21 protein-coding genes are annotated in these 19,128 nt (G+C 35.0%); all 21 read right to left on the bottom strand.

Annotated features, from left to right (window positions below; translation table 11 throughout):
- Positions 1–1,017 (bottom strand): ABC transporter substrate-binding protein (locus ACTTKP_RS07495; protein ID WP_442553279.1); only part of this gene is annotated, 1,017 nt, incomplete at its 3' end.
- Positions 1,018–1,048: 31 nt separating this feature from the next.
- The gene (locus ACTTKP_RS07490; RefSeq protein ID WP_442553278.1) at positions 1,049–1,744 is read right to left on the bottom strand and encodes an N-acetylmannosamine-6-phosphate 2-epimerase; all 696 of its coding nucleotides are present in this window, start codon (positions 1,742–1,744) and stop codon (positions 1,049–1,051) included.
- 324 nt (positions 1,745–2,068) lie between these two features.
- Complete coding sequence (gene rplQ, locus ACTTKP_RS07485; protein ID WP_442553277.1) at positions 2,069–2,605, bottom strand: 50S ribosomal protein L17; 537 nt, start codon at positions 2,603–2,605, stop codon at positions 2,069–2,071.
- Between the two features lie 17 nt (positions 2,606–2,622).
- Positions 2,623–3,582, bottom strand: a complete 960-nt coding sequence (locus ACTTKP_RS07480) for a DNA-directed RNA polymerase subunit alpha (protein WP_442553276.1) — start codon at positions 3,580–3,582, stop codon at positions 2,623–2,625.
- Positions 3,583–3,620: 38 nt separating this feature from the next.
- The gene (gene rpsD, locus ACTTKP_RS07475) at positions 3,621–4,217 is read right to left on the bottom strand and encodes a 30S ribosomal protein S4 (RefSeq protein WP_442553275.1); all 597 of its coding nucleotides are present in this window, start codon (positions 4,215–4,217) and stop codon (positions 3,621–3,623) included.
- A gap of 32 nt (positions 4,218–4,249) precedes the next feature.
- On the bottom strand, positions 4,250–4,651 hold the full coding sequence (gene rpsK, locus ACTTKP_RS07470) for a 30S ribosomal protein S11 (RefSeq protein WP_442553274.1): 402 nt from the start codon (positions 4,649–4,651) through the stop codon (positions 4,250–4,252).
- Between the two features lie 21 nt (positions 4,652–4,672).
- On the bottom strand, positions 4,673–5,041 hold the full coding sequence (gene rpsM, locus ACTTKP_RS07465) for a 30S ribosomal protein S13 (protein WP_023353536.1): 369 nt from the start codon (positions 5,039–5,041) through the stop codon (positions 4,673–4,675).
- 254 nt (positions 5,042–5,295) lie between these two features.
- The gene (rpmJ, locus tag ACTTKP_RS07460; RefSeq protein ID WP_023353537.1) at positions 5,296–5,409 is read right to left on the bottom strand and encodes a 50S ribosomal protein L36; all 114 of its coding nucleotides are present in this window, start codon (positions 5,407–5,409) and stop codon (positions 5,296–5,298) included.
- 170 nt (positions 5,410–5,579) lie between these two features.
- On the bottom strand, positions 5,580–6,611 hold the full coding sequence (locus tag ACTTKP_RS07455) for an SGNH/GDSL hydrolase family protein (protein ID WP_442553273.1): 1,032 nt from the start codon (positions 6,609–6,611) through the stop codon (positions 5,580–5,582).
- Between the two features lie 8 nt (positions 6,612–6,619).
- Positions 6,620–8,197 (bottom strand): MBOAT family O-acyltransferase, encoded by a 1,578-nt coding sequence (locus tag ACTTKP_RS07450; protein ID WP_442553272.1) that lies wholly within the window; start codon positions 8,195–8,197, stop codon positions 6,620–6,622.
- A 3-nt stretch (positions 8,198–8,200) separates the two neighbouring features.
- On the bottom strand, positions 8,201–8,428 hold the full coding sequence (locus ACTTKP_RS07445; RefSeq protein ID WP_442553271.1) for an acyl carrier protein: 228 nt from the start codon (positions 8,426–8,428) through the stop codon (positions 8,201–8,203).
- Positions 8,429–8,431: 3 nt separating this feature from the next.
- Positions 8,432–9,949, bottom strand: a complete 1,518-nt coding sequence (locus ACTTKP_RS07440; protein WP_442553270.1) for an AMP-binding protein — start codon at positions 9,947–9,949, stop codon at positions 8,432–8,434.
- A 389-nt stretch (positions 9,950–10,338) separates the two neighbouring features.
- Complete coding sequence (locus ACTTKP_RS07435) at positions 10,339–11,649, bottom strand: alpha-amylase family glycosyl hydrolase (RefSeq protein ID WP_442553269.1); 1,311 nt, start codon at positions 11,647–11,649, stop codon at positions 10,339–10,341.
- Between the two features lie 118 nt (positions 11,650–11,767).
- The gene (locus ACTTKP_RS07430; RefSeq protein ID WP_442553280.1) at positions 11,768–12,037 is read right to left on the bottom strand and encodes a type II toxin-antitoxin system RelE family toxin; all 270 of its coding nucleotides are present in this window, start codon (positions 12,035–12,037) and stop codon (positions 11,768–11,770) included.
- Positions 12,034–12,255, bottom strand: a complete 222-nt coding sequence (gene relB, locus ACTTKP_RS07425; protein ID WP_315104799.1) for a type II toxin-antitoxin system RelB family antitoxin — start codon at positions 12,253–12,255, stop codon at positions 12,034–12,036. The genes ACTTKP_RS07430 and relB overlap by 4 nt, the downstream gene beginning before the upstream one ends.
- Before the next feature lie 78 nt (positions 12,256–12,333).
- Entirely contained in the window at positions 12,334–13,689 is a 1,356-nt protein-coding gene (locus ACTTKP_RS07420; RefSeq protein ID WP_442553268.1) for an ATP-binding protein, read from the bottom strand.
- A 305-nt stretch (positions 13,690–13,994) separates the two neighbouring features.
- The gene (locus ACTTKP_RS07415) at positions 13,995–14,327 is read right to left on the bottom strand and encodes a hypothetical protein (protein ID WP_442553267.1); all 333 of its coding nucleotides are present in this window, start codon (positions 14,325–14,327) and stop codon (positions 13,995–13,997) included.
- A 56-nt stretch (positions 14,328–14,383) separates the two neighbouring features.
- Positions 14,384–15,277, bottom strand: coding sequence for a hypothetical protein (locus tag ACTTKP_RS07410; protein ID WP_442553266.1), 894 nt, complete (start codon positions 15,275–15,277; stop codon positions 14,384–14,386).
- Between the two features lie 51 nt (positions 15,278–15,328).
- Positions 15,329–16,231 (bottom strand): hypothetical protein, encoded by a 903-nt coding sequence (locus tag ACTTKP_RS07405; protein ID WP_442553265.1) that lies wholly within the window; start codon positions 16,229–16,231, stop codon positions 15,329–15,331.
- 74 nt (positions 16,232–16,305) lie between these two features.
- Positions 16,306–17,910: a WG repeat-containing protein gene (locus ACTTKP_RS07400; protein ID WP_442553264.1), complete on the bottom strand. Its 1,605-nt coding sequence runs from the start codon at positions 17,908–17,910 to the stop codon at positions 16,306–16,308.
- A gap of 225 nt (positions 17,911–18,135) precedes the next feature.
- Positions 18,136–18,585 (bottom strand): hypothetical protein, encoded by a 450-nt coding sequence (locus ACTTKP_RS07395; protein ID WP_442553263.1) that lies wholly within the window; start codon positions 18,583–18,585, stop codon positions 18,136–18,138.
- Positions 18,586–19,128: the final 543 nt, after the last annotated feature.

Below are 19,128 nucleotides of genomic sequence, written 5' to 3'. Positions count from 1 at the left end.
ATCCTCTGAAGGGAACTGCATAGGAAGGATTTCTGCACCATCATTTGTCTTTCCTGCTTCAGCATTGTCTGAGTTGTTCTGCTGTGCAGCATTCCAGCAAAGTGATACAGCAAGTGTTCCATTACGGAAAAGAGTAATCTCATCACCACCTACTAAAGAAGGATCAAAGTTAACACCCTTCTGATTTTTAAGTGTTTCAAGAGCTTTAATATTCTTCTCATCATCTATTGTGTACTGTGTATGCTCAGGATTTGTAAATGTTCCACCATAAAGGTTATTTATAAAAGCTCTGGTTCCCTGGTCACCGCCCTGTCCACTACAGTAAACAGCAAGTACGTTTTCCTGTCCTTTATCGTGTACAGCCTGAACTGCCTTAAGGAAGTTCTCAGTTGTCCAAGTATGTTTCTCTGCATCCAGATATTTCATAGCATCTGCTTCTTCAAATACCTTCTTGTTTATAGCCATACAATGTGCAACCATGCAAAGTGGATACTCATAAGCCTTTCCATCAGGACTCATACAAGCTGATTTAACATTCTCATAGAAATCCTTTGAAGCATCTGTGTAAAGGTCTGAAAGGTCTACCATAAGTCCCTTTGCACCCCAGTTAGCTACAAGTCTTTCAGGACCTTCCATAACAATGTCAGGAGCCTGTCCACCTTCAATAGCTGTGTTTATCTGATCATCGCCGTTAGTGTAATCAAGATACTCAACACTTACGCTGATATCAGGATACTTAGCATTAAAATTCTTAAGAAGTCCGTCAACTGTCGCAGAATCACCCCACTTACCTATTGGATATGTCCAAAGGGTAATTGCTGCCTTTTCACCTGTTGTCTCTACCGGAGCAGAAGCTGTGTTGCTTGCTACAGATACCGCACTTGAAGCCTGTGTTTCTGTTACAGATGACTTCTTTTCAGGTGTACTTGCAGGCTTTTCTGCAGGCTTTGAACAGCCTACAAGTGATGCTGCCATAACAGCAGCAAGTGCAAGAGATGTTACTTTTTTCAATTTCATAGATCTTTCCTCCTTAAAATGACTTTTTTCTTTATTCTACAGTCGCTAATGCTTCTGCAAAAGATTTCGTTATAAGCTGTGGTCTTGTGATTATTGAACCTACCACAACACTGAAAGCTCCTAATTCAATTACTCTTTTTGCTTTCTCCGGTGTATTTACATTTCCTTCAGCTATTACATGATGTTTTGCATTTTTTATAATCTCACGGAGAATCTCAAAATCATTTTCTGCTATTTTAAGTCCCTCACTCTGCTTAGTATAACCTACCATAGTCGGACTCACAAAGTCAAACCCTAATTCATCTGCATGAAGTGCTTCTTCTACTGTTGAACAGTCTGCCATAAAAAGCTGGTCAGGATACTTAGCCTTCACTTCCTTAAAAAACTCATCTATAGTAAGTCCACCCGGTCTTTTGCTTATAGTTGCATCCATAGCAATAATCTCAGGCTTAACTTCCATAAGTTCTTCTATTTCCTTCATTGTAGGGGTTATATACACATCTGAGCCTTCATAATCTCTTTTTACTATACCTATAATAGGAAGGTCTACATTTTTCTGGATTTCTGCTATATCTTCTTTAGTATTTGCCCTTATACCTGCAGCCCCGCCTTCTTTAGCTGCATAAGCCATTCTTCCCATGATGAAAGAAGAATGGAGCGGTTCATGTGGGAGTGCCTGACAGGATACTATCAGCTTACCTTTAAGTGAATTTACTTTTTCATTCATAATCTTCCTCTTTGTTTTCTGAATTTCAAAATCTATGATTGTATTATAACCTAATTAAAATTATTTTCAAGATTATTACAATATTTTGAAAGTATTTTTAATTACTTATATTATAATGTTATTATTGTCAAATTTATATCTTAGTTTTTGTCTATTTTGCACAACGATATGAAAATACTTTCATATATATCTCTCTCAGCGAAACCATTTTCATAGACATCAAGAAAAAGTATTCTGCTTAACTGTAAATTTCTCGTAATTTTCTATTAAAAAAAAAGAGAAACCTGTTACAGTTTCTCTTTAATTTCCAGATTATTATCTTAATTATACAAGCTCAATAAGAACTTCCATAGCAGCATCTCCCTTACGGAGACCAATCTTAACGATTCTAGTATATCCTCCCTTGCGGTCAGCATACTTAGGTGCTATCTCATCAAAAAGTTTATTAGAAAGATCAACAACCTTTGTATTTTTCTTTCTTCCGGCAGCCTTCTCAGGATGCTCTGTAACTGTGTAAAGCACCTTATTTATCTGCACTCTTGCATTATGACGGGTAGGAAGGTCTCTCTTAACCTCTTTATCCACTTCATCAAATACAGTTACTTTTCTACCATTTACAACTTCTTTTACATTCTTGCCATTAGCATCTTTACGAGCAACTTTTGACTTAACTGTAACTGTTTCAAAATTATCTTTTTCTTTAACAGCCAGTGTGATAAGCTTCTCAGCTATACGGCGAAGCTCCTTAGCACGAGCTTCTGTGGTAACAATCTTGCCATGATATAAAAGCTCTGTTACCTGACTTCTGAGTAAAGCCTTTCTCTGACTTGATGTTCTACCAAGCTTTCTATAGCCAGCCATTCTTATATCCTCCTAATTTATTCATCGCCTTCATTAAGTGAAAGTCCCAACAGTTTAATCTTGGCCTTAATCTCTTCAAGAGACTTATTTCCAAGATTCCTCACTTTCATCATATCTTCATGCGTTTTTTCAACTAATTCCTGAACAGTATTGATGCCTGATCTCTTAAGACAGTTAAATGCACGAACTGAAAGCTCAAGTTCATCTATAGTCATCTCAAGTACCCTGCCTCTTTCATTATCAGGCTTAGCCACCATAACATCCACTACCTTAGCATTTTCAGACAAATCAATGAAAGAATTAAGATGCTCACTCATCACTCTGGCTGCAAGGCTTACTGCCTCATCAGGACCCATAGTACCATTGGTATATACATCCAAAGTAAGCTTATCATAATCCGTCATCTGACCTACACGGGTATTCTCAATATTGATATTTACTCTTTCAACAGGCGTATAAATCGAATCAATAGGAATAACATCTATGGCTAAATCATCACTTTTATTTTTATCGGATGAAACATATCCATGTCCACGCCCTATAGTAAGTTCCATATACAACCTGCAATTACTGCCACCATTAAGAGTAGCTATCACCTGTTCCGGATTGGTAATTGTAATATCTGAATCTACCTGAATGTTTGCACCTGTTACAACGCCTTCTCCTTCAAATTCAATGTATGCGGTCTTAGGTTCATCAGTCTCACTTTCATTTCTGATAGCAAGGCTTTTGATGTTCATAATAATTTCCGTAACATCTTCCTTTACACCCGGCACAGAACTAAGCTCATGCTTAACTCCTTCAATTTTAACAGCCGTTACTGCTGCTCCGGGAAGAGATGAAAGCATAATCCTTCTGAGCGAATTGCCAAGAGTGATTCCATAACCCCTCTCAAGCGGCTCAACTATGAAGCGCCCATGTTTCTTATCATTAGAAATCTCATCAATTTCAATATTCGGTATCTTAAAATCAAACATTTATCAGGCTCCTCCTTTAAGTGTGTTATTCGAATTAATTACTTAGAGTACAACTCGACAATGAACACCTCATCTACAGGAACATCTATCTGATCTCTTGTTGGAATTTCCTTAACGGTTGCTGTAAGATTTTCACGATCCACTTCAAGCCAAGCCGGAACAAGTCTTCCATTAGTAGCTTCAAGAACATCCTTGATTCTCTGGATAGACTTCTTCTTCTCTTTAATCTCAATCTTATCGCCTACAGCTACATTATAAGAAGGTATATTAACCTGCTTACCATTTACAAGCACCATCTTATGTCCAACCATCTGTCTTGCTTCTTTTCTTGTTCTTGCAAGTCCAAGACGGAAGATTACATTATCAAGTCTTAACTCAAGGAGAATCATAAGGTTCTCGCCTGTTGTACCGTATTTAAGTTTCTGAGCCCTTGCAAAATTATTGCGGAAAGGCTTCTCTAATACACCATAGATAAACTTAGCTTTCTGCTTCTCACGAAGCTGAGCACCATACTCGCTTATTTTTCTTCTTCCGTTAACAAGCGTTCTTTTGGACTTCTTATCAAGTCCCATAACCATTGGTTCTATGCCGAGAGCCCTGCATCTCTTTAATACAGGCACCATATCTCTTGCCATTTATTTTTCCTCCTAAAATAATCTACCTGGAATTAAACTCTTCTACGCTTTGGTGGTCTACATCCGTTATGAGGTACCGGAGTAACATCCTTTATACTGGTTACCTGAATTCCACAAGCCTCTAAAGCACGGATAGCTGCTTCTCTTCCTGCTCCCGGTCCCTTAACCATAACCTCAACAGACTTTAATCCATGGATAACTGCTGCCTTTGCTGCAGTCTCTGCCGCCATTTGAGCAGCATAAGGGGTAGACTTTTTGGATCCTCTGAAACCAAGTCCGCCTGCACTTGCCCATGAAAGAGCATTGCCTTCAGAATCTGTTAATGTAACTATTGTATTATTAAATGATGACTGAATGTGTGCCTGTCCGCGCTCGACATTCTTTTTCACACGCTTCTTTGTCACTTTTTTTGCTGCACCTTTTGCACTAGCCATGACCTAAGAATCCTCCTTTAATTATTTCTTCTTATTTGCGATGGTCTTCTTTGGACCTTTTCTTGTCCTTGCGTTGTTCTTTGTGTTCTGACCACGAACAGGAAGTCCCTTTCTATGACGAACACCTCTGTAACAACCGATCTCCTGAAGTCTCTTGATATTCATAGCTACTTCACGACGAAGATCACCTTCAACCAGAACGGATTCCTCAATCACATCACGAATTTTTCCAACCTGTTCGTCAGAAAGATCCTTGCAACGAATGTCCGGATCAACAGCTGCTTTTGTTAAAATTTCATTAGATTTAGCTCTTCCTATACCGTAGATATAAGTAAGGCCAATCTCTACACGCTTCTCTCTTGGTAAATCGACACCACTAATACGAGCCATTAGCGTTTAACCTCCGTTATTTTTTCAATTATTAGTAACAATATATGTGAAATTTGGTATTGGAATGATGATTTCCTTCTACCCAGCCGCTTTAAACCGTACAACGAAATATTAATTTCGAGGTGAAGAAAAATTTATCTTCATAATATAAGCATAAACTTATAAATACGGTATCACAGATATGACCGGCTCACATTTCCGGTGATATCCATAACGCAGAAAGCAAGACTCCTAATTATTAATCTTAATCAGAATTATCCCTGTCTCTGCTTGTGTTTTGGGTTCTCACAGATGATTCTGATTGCACCCTTTCTCTTGATAACCTTGCACTTTTCGCAAATTGGCTTCACAGATGACCTAACTTTCATTTCGAAAACTCCTTTCTGAATAAAGTCCACTATATATATTAACACAGTCTACAGCAAGTTTCAAGTGTAATTTTAGAAAAATTTTATTGTCTTTCTTTGGCTCTTCAACTACACTAACTGTATAATCTTTTATCTCAGCTTCCAAACTTCTAGAAGAATTTGTGGTTTCTTCATTCTACAACTCTCCTCTCTTCTCTTTCCTTCTTTTCCGTTTCATAAGACATTATCTTATCCTTCCATATTTCTGAAAGTTCTTTTTCACTTCTTCTGTCTGCAAGTCCCATATCATCTCTCAAGATTTTCCCGAAATACCTGCTTAATTTTTCCGCCCCATATACATTTAAATGTAATCCTTTATCATAGGTATCTGTATTAAAATTAATACCGGCATCCTCTATATGCTCAAGTAAATTAATATAGGTAAGTTTCTTTTCTTTAGCATATTTAACAATTTGTTTATCCCACTGCTTATGCCAATAAGGATATAAAACCGGAGCTTTGATTAAGACAAGCTCCGCACCATTTTCTCTGCAAAGTTCAACCATCTTATCAAGATAAGCATATGAATTATCACTAAATTTATATTTTGTCAGCGGCCTTGGTTTCGGCATCTTACCTGCTGCCCTTATATCTGCATTCATTAGATAGCCATTGTTTGAGACTTTATCTTTATGGAAGAGATAGTGAAAATCCTGTTTTGAAAGCTCACTCCATCTGGAATGAAATCGCAAAATAGGAAATATATATTCAATCATTTTTTCCTCAGGTAGCATAGATGCATTAATAGCATCTATTTTTTCTTTTGACCATTTCATTCCATCCAAGGTCATCCTATTATAACTCTCTTTTTGTGGTACTCCATACTTCATAGCGAGTACATTATAGACAACAACCTTAGGTTTCTCTTCCTTAAGCATTTCCTTTAGAAGATAGTATGACTGCCAGATTAGTTGTTGGGCACTGCCCCTGATATAGCTGTTTATTCCATACTCCTCCCATAATACCTTTGGCGAAAAGTTTTCATATACCTCACAATCACCTATAAAGAGTAGATCATGATTTTTATCTTCCTTATAATATTCCGAAACTAAGGCTCCCTCCGGAATATCTTCTATATACTTAGGCATTAACAGGCTCTGCAATACATAAAGAATCACAATCATTAGAATGATTCCTGAAATTATATAAAATGTTTTCTTCATTCCTCCTCCTAAAACTGATTGTAAATAAACTGAGAAGAATCAAATCCCATTCCATAGGCTCCAAATACTAGAATGACTATGAATAAGGCTCCCAGTCCTGTATACCAAAGTAAGGCTTTCTTAGCCAAAATTTTATCTCTTAAATCTCCACCTCTATTTAAAAGGCTCACAGCAAAGAGAATAATGACACCTACTCCCACTACTGCAAATTGGATCGCATCCAATCCAAGCTCCTCTTTTCCTATCAAATGCCAGTTGTTTACTGTAAAGATGCTAAAATAAGTTTTGAATGTCAGTCCCACATCTCCGTAGCAGTCAAGCATTCTCACACTACTTACAAAAAATAGAGTTCTCATAACACAGAGAGCATCGTAAATCCTGAGTCTACACTTCTTTATCGGTACAAACCTGTGAAAAAGCTCATAAAAGCCCTTCAATTCCTCTGAGATTAACATAAATAAGCCATTTAATAAACCCCATACTATGAAGTTCCAGCCTGCTCCATGCCAAAAACCTGTGAGAAACCATACTGTCAGTGTTGAAATATATACCGGCACTCTTTTTCCAATATTTTTACCAAGATGTTTCCTTGCCGACTTTGAAATGAAAAGCATGGCATTTGAAACTGACAGAGGATAAAATACATACTCTGTAAACCAGCTGCCCATAGTAATATGCCATCTGTTCCAATACTCTTTAATTGATTTTGAAAAATAAGGTCTGATAAAGTTTTCTTCTGTTTTTATTCCAAGCATTTCAGCTATTGCTATAGTAATATCTATACCGCCGGTAAAATCTGCATAAATTTGAATAGTATAAAAAACAATTCCTAAAAAAGCAAAGCCACCATTATACTTTTCAGGCTCTGCAATAATTGTTACAACAGCAGTCATTATTCTATCGGCTATCACTACTTTTTTGAAATATCCCCAAAGAAGTCTGTATAATCCCCTAATAAATTTCTTTTCCGAAAACTCATGTTTTTCAAATAAAGACTCAGAGATTGCATCAAATCGGCTAATAGGTCCCTGTATCAACTGCGGAAAAAATGATACGAAAAGTGCAAATTTTGCTAAGTTCTTTTCTGCAGGATATTTTCCACGAAATACATCAATTAAATAGCCTAAACTCTTGAATGTGTAAAAAGAAATACCCAGAGGAAGTAATAAATCCACAAAATTAAAAGCTTTTTTCCCTAAAATACCGCTCCATATAAAGTTCATATTGCGAATTATGAAGTTAGTATATTTAGGTATTCCAAGTAAAACCAGTGCGATAAAAAGTCCCAGGCAGAACCATCTTTTTTGAACCTTCCCTACCCGCTTTTTTTCATTCTTAAACCCTTGTTTATCTAATGTTGTCTTTTTTTCTTTTAATCCATCGTGTAATTTACTTATTCTGATTGCTGTCAGATAAACGGCTATTGTTACTCCGGAAATATATATAAGATATTCTTTTCCTGATAAATAATAAAACAAGAAACTCACAAAAAGTAAAAACTGCCATTGAAACCTTTTAAAAAAAGTATAGTAACCTATCACAACCAAGCATAAAAACGCAATGAATTCATAGGATACAAATAGCATGGCTTACTCCAATTCCTTAAGCAGTTCAAATAAAGCATCTGCAGAGTTAAAATTATCAGGTACTATCTCATTTGCAGGAATTTTAATTTCAAAACTGTCTGCAATCTCTGAAATAAGTGTAACAATATCCATAGAATCAAAAATTTTAGAATCAATCAGACTCTTTTCAGTTTCGTAATCTACCTCAGGATGAATTTCCTGCAAAATTTCTACCAAATCTTGTTTTTCCATTTCTTATTTTCCCTCTCTACTAATCATATTTAACAAATTTATCCTATCAATCTTACCACCTGTCATAACAGGAAGATGCTCCACCTTCACTACTTTTCCCGGCACCATGTAAGCAGGAAGTTTCTCTTTAAATAAAGCCTTTACTATAGGAACTTCTGCACTGCCCTCATAAAAAAAGCATATCTTCCCCATATCCTTATTATATACACAAGCTCCTCTTACCACATTTTCAAAGGAGTTACCCAAAGACTCTATTTCTTCCAGTTCGATTCTATATCCCATGTGCTTTATTTGGTTATCTTTTCTTCCCACAAAGATTAAGTCATTATTTTCATTAAAATAACCTATGTCACCGGTTCTATATATCGTCTCTAAAAAGTTTTTATTTAATGGATTTTGTACAAAGCTCTCCTTAGTTCTTTCAAAATCCTTATAGTATCCCTGTGTAACTGCAGTACCTCTGATACATATTTCTCCCTTTTCTCCCTGTAAAACATTATTATCTTCTTCATCTAAGAGAAAAATATCAGTATTTTGAAAAGGCTTTCCAATAGGAATACCATTTTCAATATCTTCTACTTTGTCAACGATATAAAAGCTGCTCATTCCCGTACACTCAGTAGGTCCATATAGATTAATAAATTTTGCCTTAGGGCAGGCATTTTTCCACTGTTTAAAATGATTAATCGGAAAAACTTCCCCACCAAAAGCGATAGTCCTAAGATATTCAGGTTTTACAAATTCAAAAGCCCCTAGTTTTGTAAGTATTGTAAGTGCCGAAACTACAAAGCAGATTGTATTAACCTTATTATCATTTAGATATTCTATCAACTTTACAGGACTCATAAACATCTTTTTAGGAATGAGATAAGTAGTAGCACCATATTTCATTGTGGTATAAAAGTCTTTTAAACAGGCATCTAAGTAAAGCGGAGCCTGATTTCCAAAAACCGTTGTCTCATCACATTCTAAAACTTTGCCTAATTCCTCTATATAGTCAATTACACTTCTATGATTAGCAATTACTCCTTTGGGAACTCCTGTAGAACCGGAAGTAAACACAATGTAAATAGGATCGGTGTCTATTGCTTTTCTTCTAATTTCAGCAAGTTTTTCCAGATTAGGTGTGTTTTTAATCTCATCAAAACTTATGATTTCTCCGGCAAATCCCAGATTCATTGCTTTTTCTTTTGTAAAACTATCGCAAATCATAAGCTTTGCATCTGTGGTCTTCATAATATGATTAAGCCTGCCATCTGCCATCTCTAAGTCCATAGCTACATGGTAATTTCCTGATTCTATTATCCCCAGAAAGGCGGAGGCCTCTTCAGGAGATTTTTCCATAAAAACCAGTATCGGTTCTTTGTATATCTCTTTTTCACTTACAAATGAAGCTACAGTATCTGCCCTATCTTTTAATTCCCTAAAGGTAAGTGTTGAGTATTCTCCCACAAAAGCCGGTTTATTGGGATATTTCGCCACCACAGCCTCAAGGTAGTTAAGCACATTAGTGATTCTCATCAAATTCTCCTAAGAACTTTATTTCTTTATTTTATTTTTGGATAAGCCTTTCTGTCATACTTGTAAGCATATCTGAATACTGCTAAATTATCTGAAATATTTATATTTTTCTTCTGTTATATTTTTCTCTGTTTGTATTTCTTCTGAATTTTTATGTTATCTTTTATAAAATATACTCTCATTATGTTATGAAAATATCCTTCCTCGTACATATGTTATAATCAAGCCTTATTATAACTCTATCTCAATATAAGTATCAAGACTGTATTACCTCATTCCATTGTAAATTGCAAACCTAAACATAATGATTTTCATATATTAAATATAAAATCCTGTATCTAGCCAAAATATAGAATTCTATATTTTACTGGATACAGGATATATTTTAATTAAATCTCAAATATATAAGCCCTAAAGCCTTCCATCTCAATTCCTGAATTAAACTCCACCTTATCTCCTGTAAGCAAATCTGTAAGACTTCCGCTTACACCCTCAAGATTAAAATTAAGCCTTGCATTTCCACTGTCTGCATTTACAGCAACCACAATGCGTTTTCCATCTTTCTCTCTTAAATATGCACATTGCTTATTTGCTATCTGAAGAGCCTTAAAACTTCCATAGCAAAGTGCAGGAGCTTCATTATATATCTCTATTAATTTAGTTATATACCCTGTAAGTTCATTAAATTCAGGTTTTTCAAATGCAGGTCTGAGTGCAGGGTCTCCTTCTTTTTTATCTGCCTTAAAGCCCCATTCACTTCCATAGTAAATCATAGGTATGCCCGGCATCGTAAACATAAGAGCATAGGCAAGCGGAATATGCTTCTCCTCAGTAAGAATACTGGCAAGCCTTGATACATCATGATTATCTACAAAGCTTAAAAGATGTTTGCCTCTGTATAAAGTCCAGTTTTCCTCTCCAAACTGGCGGTTAAGGGAATGCATTATTTCAAAAAGGTTTAAGCTGTTCAGACTTGAATAAATGCCCTTATAGCACTCATAGTTAGTAGCAGAATGGCACATTTCATCATTCATAATCTGATTATAGTCACCGCCTATCATTTCTCCGGCAAGGAAAAACTCAGGCTTCATCTGACTTGTTTCATATCTTAGTCTCTTTAAGAAATCCCTGTCTACCATATAAGCTACATCAAGCCTAAGACCATCTATGTCAAATTCCTTTACCCAGCCTCTTACACTTTCTATAAGATAGTCTGTGACTGCATTGTTTCTAAGGTTTAACTTAACCAAATCGTAATGACCTTCCCAACCTTCGTACCACAGCCCGTCATTGTAGTTGCTGTTTCCACCAAAATTAATGTTAAACCAATCCTTGTACTGAGAATTTTCCCTTTTTTCAAGCAAATCCTTAAAACCAAAGAAGCCTCTTCCTACATGATTAAATACTCCGTCAAGAACTACTTTAATACCTTCTTTGTGAAGTTCTTCACAAACTTTTTTGAAATCCTCATTAGTTCCAAGCCTTACATCTATCTTGCTATAATCTCTTGTATTATAGCCATGTGTGTCTGATTCAAATACCGGTGAAAAATACACAGCTCCAATGCCCATCTTTTTAAGATGTGGAATGAAATCAAGCACCTTCAGTATTCTATGCTCTAATTTTCCATCATTTTCAAAAGGTGCACCACAAAATCCCATCGGATAAAACTGATAAAACACTTTTTCATAAGCCCACATTTATTATTCTTCCTCCCTTAATACAAATATCAGCTTATTGTACCAGATTTTATCAGATTTTGCCACTAATTCTTTTACTTTGATTTTTTCCATTTTTTTATGTGGGTGTCAAAAATATTTACCTAATATAAACTTCTCTCCTATGTCCCACAGTAAGTGCCAAAATGATGAGCTCATTATCATTTATCTCACAAATAAGACGATAATCGCCTATCCTATATCTCCAACTGCCGCTTCTGTTTGCAGTGAGACCTTTTCCCTGTTTATATGGATTATCTATTTCTTCAAGATTCTTTTCAATCCAGTTAGCAATCATCTTCTGTGTATACCTGTCAAGCTTCTTAAATTCCTTATCAAATCTAGCTGTAGTCTCTACTCTGTACATTATAAGCCAAGCTCCTTCTTAAGTTCAGCAAATGGACGACTTTTCTTTCCGCTATCTACATATTCCTTATATGCTTCTTCACCAACCTTGATATCATACTCATCTTCTATTTTCTCAAATAAAGCTTTCTTAAATGCCTCGCCCAAAGACATTGAATTAAGCTTTGCATAGCTGTCTGCCAATGATTTTTCTTCTTCTGTTAATCTTATTGAAAATGCCATAATTCGCCTCCTTTCTTTGTAGTATATTGTACTACTGTCGGTGATATGTTGTCAATAAGATATTGATTGGTATGAGAATCATAATAACCCTGTCATATATGGCGGTATGCAGATTATATCATCTTTTACGCTAAGGTTCTTCGGATGAATAATATAACAGTTACCTATACGCTTGCCATACACTTCCTTAAAGCGTGATAATGACTTTGTCGTATATCTTTTTCCTGATTTTACTTCTATCGGAAACATCTTATATTTAAGCTTACTGTTATTAGACAGCAAAAAATCTATTTCCATATCATTTCTGTGCTTTTCTTCATTATAATGTGTATAAAAGTACAGTTTATGTCCATTTGCAGTAAGCATCTGTGCAATCAGATTTTCATAAAGCATTCCTTCATTCAGGGATAATTTATCCATCAGAATCTGTTTATAGACTTCATTTTCCATTATTTCATTCTCATTAAATGCATGGCTTAAAAGCAAGCCGGTATCACACATATAACATTTAATGTATGTTTCAGAAGCATTAAGTGCCGGTGCAATATTAGGATCATCAGTTTTTCTGCATTCGTTAACAATCATGCTATCTGTAAGCCAGAAAAAAGTTTCTGCATATTGTTCTGCAAATGAACCGTTTATAATATTGCCAAAAACCACTCTCTTCTCATGCTTTGAAAGCAGTGCCGGTAATATGTCATAGAGAGCAATTACTCTGGATCTGTATCTGGCATTTATTTTCATAATATCTTCACGATAGAGATTTAATATATTCCTCTTTATCCTGTCCGCTTCTCCAAAATTTTTATGAGATTCTATATATATAGAAACCACTTGTGGCATACCACCAACAAGCATATATTCCCTTAATAATTGCATTGCCTTTTCATGCAAGCCCCTCTCTAATGGAATATTTTTCAAAAAACAATCCTGTATATATATAGTAAGAGGTTTATCTCCCATTGCAATACAAAATTCTTCAAAATCCATGGGATACATTTTTATAGCTCTCTCTTCAGAAGGAATTACTATATCTTTTACATTCTCTTTTATGGATATAAGCGAACCGGTTTCGATATAATCATATCTTCCGTCAGCCACAAGATATTTAACCAGCTCTCTGGCAGCAGGAAATCTTTGTACTTCATCAAAAATTATAAGGCTTTTCCTCTCCTTTAATTCAACACCATATATATTTTGTAACAGCATAAAAAGAGTATCTAAATTGTTACTAAACCGCGTAAAGTAATCTTTTACCTCATTTGATATTCTTGCAAAATCTATTAAAATAAAGCTTTCGTATTCGTTTTTTGCAAATTCCTGCACTATAGTTGATTTTCCAACCCGCCTTGCTCCTTCAATAAGCAAGGCTTCTCTGCCATTTAGGTTTTTCCACTCTAGCAGTTTTTCATATATCTTTCTTTTAAAAATCAATTTATCACACCTCCACAAGCCCATTTTACCACCATTTCCCAAAAAGCGCAATTTAATATTGAAGCGAATTTTTGTGTATACGCACTTTTATAATGCTGTGAACTTTGATGTATACGCAGTTTCAGATTGTGGCTAACTTTGGTGTATGCGCAGTTTCAGCTAAATTTAGACTTAGTTAAAACTCAGGTTATGGGATAATATCTGACTTTCTGTGGAAATAATTTATTAGAATAATCATACAGGAATAGTTGTCACAAGCTTGTAAAAAAGACAGAAGCCTCTGCTCCTGCCTTTAAATTACATCTTCAACTTCCACATTGATATGAAATATCAGATTTAAAACCACTGCTGTTGTAGGTATTTCTGTATTTTCTGAAATTTGCTTCAGTTATATCTATGTTCTTAACAAAATATTCTGGAACTAAATCTTGAAATGTCACATCTCCTTCCGAAAACGAACCTTCTTCAATGCACACTACATTTCCATTTACCATTTTATATTTTGAATAAAATCCTCCACCAGATACTCCAAGGAAATTTGGAGAATAAAAATCATAATGAAACATCTGGTTCCAATGCCCTTGCTCAAATATTTTATTTACCTTACCATTTCTATATGTATATACTCTTTCTATCATTTGCCCCCTTCCTTGATTTATAGGATCATTATAGTCAAATGAGCAGATAAGTTCATCTACCTTATCACCATCAAAGTCATGGTAGGCAAACCAACCATATCATACGACGCATCAGCAGGTGGATTTTCAGCTGACTCCCCCATAGTTCTTTCAGGTGCTGCCATCAAATACCTAAGCAATTTTTCATACTCCAAATGTGCCTTCAGATTTTTTGATTTTTTAGCCTTAACTCTGTGCTTCTTGCCAGTTACATTTGAATCTGTTTTTATGCTGCTTACATGCTCTTTTATATTCTCTAAGTCCCATCTGTGCCACTCTTTTTTTACTTCTTTAAACTTAGATGCAAATTTTTTGTACTCATTTTTAGATATTCTTTTTGGTTTGCCATTCACTATCTTATGATATTTATTTGATTTTTTTGAACTCATTTCGTCAAATTCATAATGATATGTATAAGCAAGATTTAAATTACCTTTTTTATCTATTCTATAAATCTCATAATCTTTTGTATCAACAAAACTGCTCCAAAAGTGCATAGCTCCCATTACATAATTTTTATATAGCTTTATACCATCTGTCGCAAAAATTCCACCTGATTCTCCACTTCCTTGTCCAAAAGGACCATTGACACCAACACCAATAATTTTTGCTTTTCTAATTTTATTTCCAAAATTCAAGTAAACATCACAAGAACTTCTTCCACGCGGAGTAGCAAAAGTTTCTACAATCAAATCGTCTTTTCCATCGTTATTGAGATCAACAATATTAAATTCTGTATTACTCATACCATCATAGTCATCTACACACCCCTTCTTCAATATCTTTACATATTCTTTCTTTACTGCCTTACTAAGCCCTTTAGCATAGGCTGGGGTAAGGTTTGTACCTGATACAAATAGGGCTGTGGCCAGGATGGCGGTTAAAGTTTTTAATTTTTTTGATTTTAACATGATTTTGCTCCTTAATTTATTTTAATTCATTGAAGTTATCTCAACTATATTCTAACTTTCCTTAGAAAATTTAATCCCTTTTTTTTCACAAATCTGCCTCAACTTTGCTTCATTAGCTACATCTACCTTACTTCCACATATAATTTCATCTGGAGTTACAATATCTACCAGTTTTCCTTCTTTTCCATCATTTTTGTTCAGCATTCTCCATTCAGATTCTTCACAAAATTCAGTTATTTTATAAAAACATATTTTAAAAAGTTCATCATATTCTAGTTCTTGTGTGTCATCAGTATAATGTATAGGAAGAACATAATTTCCATTTTTTATCATTTTATCAAAGTCATATAATGCACAAAATCCATTGTGTGTACCACCAAATTTCTCCCACAAGTGTGAACAATTACTAATATCAGTAAAACAAGTTAATGCCATATCTTTTCTTATAAGTTCTCCCATTTTCCCAGTTATTTTAGTTTCTTTTCCATTCAGCAAAAGTTTCTCTACATCTTTTTTAATAGTTTTACTGCGTAAAACTTCTCTATTTTTAGGAATATTCGATAAAATTATCTTAGCATATTTTATAACCTCCATGTTTTCTTTGTATAAATCACTGTTTTTCCCATCAAATGCAACCTCAATTGCTTTATCTACATCTCCTTTATGTTCTATAAATGCTGATACCACTTTTTCAATAACTAGTTTATCAACATCATTACCTATTCCTTTAATTTTATAAGTATGCCTAAATTCATCTGGAAATTTGTCTGCTACTGCTGCCCATACCTTATCATTTTCTAAAGCATGGAATTCATTTTCAGCATTGTCTCTTAATGGTCTATATCTGTATAATTTATCTGGAAATTCTTTTTTCCAAGCATCATCATTGTAGATAGTATTTCCTCCATCTTTTTTATATACTCTTAAAAATTCAGTTTTCTTCTCAATATTCATGATAAAAATCTCCTTCAGTTTATATTTTTCATTTTGGCTTCCATCCCCCTCAAAGTTTTGAAGTCACACTTTCCTTACCTGCTTATAAATCCCCATTTACCATTTAATTCAACTGGTGCAAGCCCTTCTTTGAAATCACCCGCATCATCATACTTTAATGGTATTATAGTTTTACCTTTACTATTTATATAACCACACTTGCCATTTAATTTCACTTCTACTAGCCCTTCGGAGAAAAAACTCATATTATCATACTTAAATGATATCACCTCTCTACCTGACTTATTTATATAGCCATGCTTACCATTTAATTCTACTCTTGCTAGTCCTTTGCCGAAACCGTATGTAAAATCATATTTTAATGGTATCATCTCCCTATCTGACTTATTTATATAGCCCCACTTACCATTTAGTTCCACTTTAGCTAGTCCTTCTCTAAATACTCTGAATCTGTCTAATCCATCATACTTTAATGGTATCACCTCCCTACCTGACTTATTTATACAGCCCCACTTTCCATTTAGTGCAACTGCTGACAGTCCTTCGTTGAAATTCCGTGCCTCATCATATTTAAACGGTATCACCACTTCTCCAGTCTCATATGCTTTTCTCTTTTTCTCCACCCACCATTTCTTTTCTTTCACATTCTTATAGGTATTCTGTAAAGGCACTACTTTTCCGTTCTTTATCTCAAATACTTCCCATATTACGCCATTTGGATTGTATGGTATTATATAAACTGCTGTAAGACCATTTTTGTCATATACCTCTACCCTTATATTAAGTCCTTCCATGTCCTTAGCTGAGTAGTTCTTCTTGAGACTGTTTGTGTAGTCGGATACATAATACTTGTAATATCCCTTCTTTATATTGGCTATGTTAATTATCTCAACCCCGTTTCCGTCCTTGCTGTCAAGATATAAGCTATTGCCATGTTTATCCTTTTTTACATTTCCGCCAATGTACGCCATATTTCCCTTTTTTGCCTTGTATGGTGTAAAGAGGTAGGAGTCAAGATCATTTGCCCCATCCCAGGAAAGCACTACCTTCATCTGATTATCTGTTACAGGTCTGGTCATAGCTACCGTTACATTCTTATCATCATCTACTACTATAGTCTTATAGCCTACAACATATCCATTCATCCTTATTTCAAGGGTATAAACTCCATTTACAAGCTCTATTACAAGGTTTCCACCTGCATCTGTATTGCCTATAGTTACCTGCTCCCCTGTCTTGTTGTTTAAGCCTTTTCTAGCTATTACTTCAGCCCCTGAAAGCGAGGTTTTTACTATATTTTTCTTGCTGTACTTTATATTCTCACCGTCATATACATTTATGCTTACCTTATGACTTGCTTCTGATATGGCTACAAGAGTTATATTAGCTATCCAAATAATAACTCCTGTCTTGTCTATAACTGCTTTAGCACCTTCTGTAGTAATGTATCCATCTGCAGATACCCTAAGAGTATAGCCTTCCTTTACAGGGAGTAAACCTGTAGTATAGTATCCCTTAGCATTGGTCTTTACAGTACCTATTACCTTTCCTGAGTATAAGAACTCAACTGTAGCATTTGCCACAGGATTTCTCTTTGAATCTAAAATATAGCCTTTTGCCACGCTTTTTTTAGACTTTTTAAGCATTGCATTGTAGGTATTGTAGGCTGCATTTAGCATTTTTACTTCATTTTTATCATAGGAACTTTGTTTGCTCTTGCTTATTCCCTTATAATCATACTGCTTTACATCTTTTCTGTTCTTATCTACCTTGAGGCTTATTTCTTCTACTTTATTTGCCTTCTTTACCCAGCGCCACTTTATCAGGCTGTCATTGTTAAAGAAATATCTGTCCCCTGTCCTCTCAAAGCTTGCGTAGGTAGGGGTGTAGATGCTGTCTTTTCTCTAGTAGATGAAGTTTGGCTTTCCTTTGTCGTCATAGTAATAATCTGTTATCTCAAGATCATTTTTCCTATGCTCTATGGACACTATCTTGTGCATTTTCCCTGTCTTTGGGTGCTTATATACTTCATACTCTATACGGTTGCCATTTTTCTTATTTATCAGCTCTTTTCTAACCAGCTTGTACTTCTTTATCTGACCGTCTTTGCTGCTCTTAGTGTTGATATCTTCAAGAGTGTAGAAGATTTTCTCGTTCCAATCCGCCTTGTAGTTTCTGGTATTTGCCTCCTTGTTCTTTTTGTAAATGTCGATTTTATCTGCCTTTGCTGAGTAGAGCTTATCTGCTCCTTTGGTTGCTGCAAAGGTAAGTTTTGCAGCCGGTTCTGTCATTCCAAACGAAAGGCTAAGTGCAAGTGCAAGTGAAAAGACTTGTTTCTTAATTCTTGGTTTCATAGTATTCTTTCCTCCATTTAATATTTACCTAAATTTAAAAACAAAAGGACTACCTGAGAATTAGTCCTCAAGCAATCCTTAATTTACATAGTTTATCCCTATTTAATTTTACAAAGATACCAAAACAGAACTGAGGTAAAGCTAAATTACCTCTGTCTGTCTGTCTGTCTGTCTGTCTGTCTGTCTGTCTGTAATAATGCTATCTTTTCTCATTTTCCCTGTCAAGCCCCTCAAAAAATCTTTGGTTACATTTTAGCAGAAATTTATGGAATTTTCAAGATGTAATGTGACTTTTGCAAAATGGTAGGGTTGCTTTTTAGTTTTTTCAGTCTATAGCATTAACTTTATCAAATTTTCTCTCAGGTAGCACAAGCATTAAAAGCATATTGTAAATACAAAGAAATGCTTTGTGCGTTTTCCAAGGTTATTATACCTTTAAAATGACATTTTTCCAAGGAAATTTAGGGGCTATTTTGACACTTTTTCTTTATTTTGCTCAAATCCTGAATTTATCTGCAGATATATCTGCAAACTCTACTTCTT

Origin of the sequence: Catonella sp. (genome assembly GCF_052169795.1) — a bacterium.
GTDB lineage: Bacteria > Bacillota > Clostridia > Lachnospirales > Lachnospiraceae > Catonella.
Note: the sequence above shows the minus strand (reverse complement) of the source record. Positions and strands in the feature narration are given on the sequence as shown.

Bases quoted from the DNA above. Each gene is read 5' to 3' on its own strand.
- ACTTKP_RS07435 (WP_442553269.1), bottom strand. From the start codon at position 11,649: ATGTGGGCTTATGAAAAAGTGTTTTATCAGTTTTATCCGATGGGATTT.
- ACTTKP_RS07405 (WP_442553265.1), bottom strand. From the start codon at position 16,231: ATGAATATTGAGAAGAAAACTGAATTTTTAAGAGTATATAAAAAAGAT.
- rpsK (WP_442553274.1), bottom strand. From the start codon at position 4,651: ATGGCTAGTGCAAAAGGTGCAGCAAAAAAAGTGACAAAGAAGCGTGTG.
- rpsD (WP_442553275.1), bottom strand. From the start codon at position 4,217: ATGGCAAGAGATATGGTGCCTGTATTAAAGAGATGCAGGGCTCTCGGC.
- rpsM (WP_023353536.1), bottom strand. From the start codon at position 5,041: ATGGCTCGTATTAGTGGTGTCGATTTACCAAGAGAGAAGCGTGTAGAG.
- ACTTKP_RS07450 (WP_442553272.1), bottom strand. From the start codon at position 8,197: ATGCTATTTGTATCCTATGAATTCATTGCGTTTTTATGCTTGGTTGTG.
- ACTTKP_RS07400 (WP_442553264.1), bottom strand. From the start codon at position 17,910: ATGCTAAATGCAGCCTACAATACCTACAATGCAATGCTTAAAAAGTCT.
- relB (WP_315104799.1), bottom strand. From the start codon at position 12,255: ATGGCATTTTCAATAAGATTAACAGAAGAAGAAAAATCATTGGCAGAC.
- ACTTKP_RS07440 (WP_442553270.1), bottom strand. From the start codon at position 9,949: ATGAGAATCACTAATGTGCTTAACTACCTTGAGGCTGTGGTGGCGAAA.
- ACTTKP_RS07445 (WP_442553271.1), bottom strand. From the start codon at position 8,428: ATGGAAAAACAAGATTTGGTAGAAATTTTGCAGGAAATTCATCCTGAG.
- ACTTKP_RS07415 (WP_442553267.1), bottom strand. From the start codon at position 14,327: ATGATAGAAAGAGTATATACATATAGAAATGGTAAGGTAAATAAAATA.
- ACTTKP_RS07490 (WP_442553278.1), bottom strand. From the start codon at position 1,744: ATGAATGAAAAAGTAAATTCACTTAAAGGTAAGCTGATAGTATCCTGT.
- rplQ (WP_442553277.1), bottom strand. From the start codon at position 2,605: ATGGCTGGCTATAGAAAGCTTGGTAGAACATCAAGTCAGAGAAAGGCT.
- ACTTKP_RS07480 (WP_442553276.1), bottom strand. From the start codon at position 3,582: ATGTTTGATTTTAAGATACCGAATATTGAAATTGATGAGATTTCTAAT.
- ACTTKP_RS07455 (WP_442553273.1), bottom strand. From the start codon at position 6,611: ATGAAGAAAACATTTTATATAATTTCAGGAATCATTCTAATGATTGTG.
- ACTTKP_RS07395 (WP_442553263.1), bottom strand. From the start codon at position 18,585: ATGAAACCAAGAATTAAGAAACAAGTCTTTTCACTTGCACTTGCACTT.
- ACTTKP_RS07410 (WP_442553266.1), bottom strand. From the start codon at position 15,277: ATGTTAAAATCAAAAAAATTAAAAACTTTAACCGCCATCCTGGCCACA.
- rpmJ (WP_023353537.1), bottom strand. From the start codon at position 5,409: ATGAAAGTTAGGTCATCTGTGAAGCCAATTTGCGAAAAGTGCAAGGTT.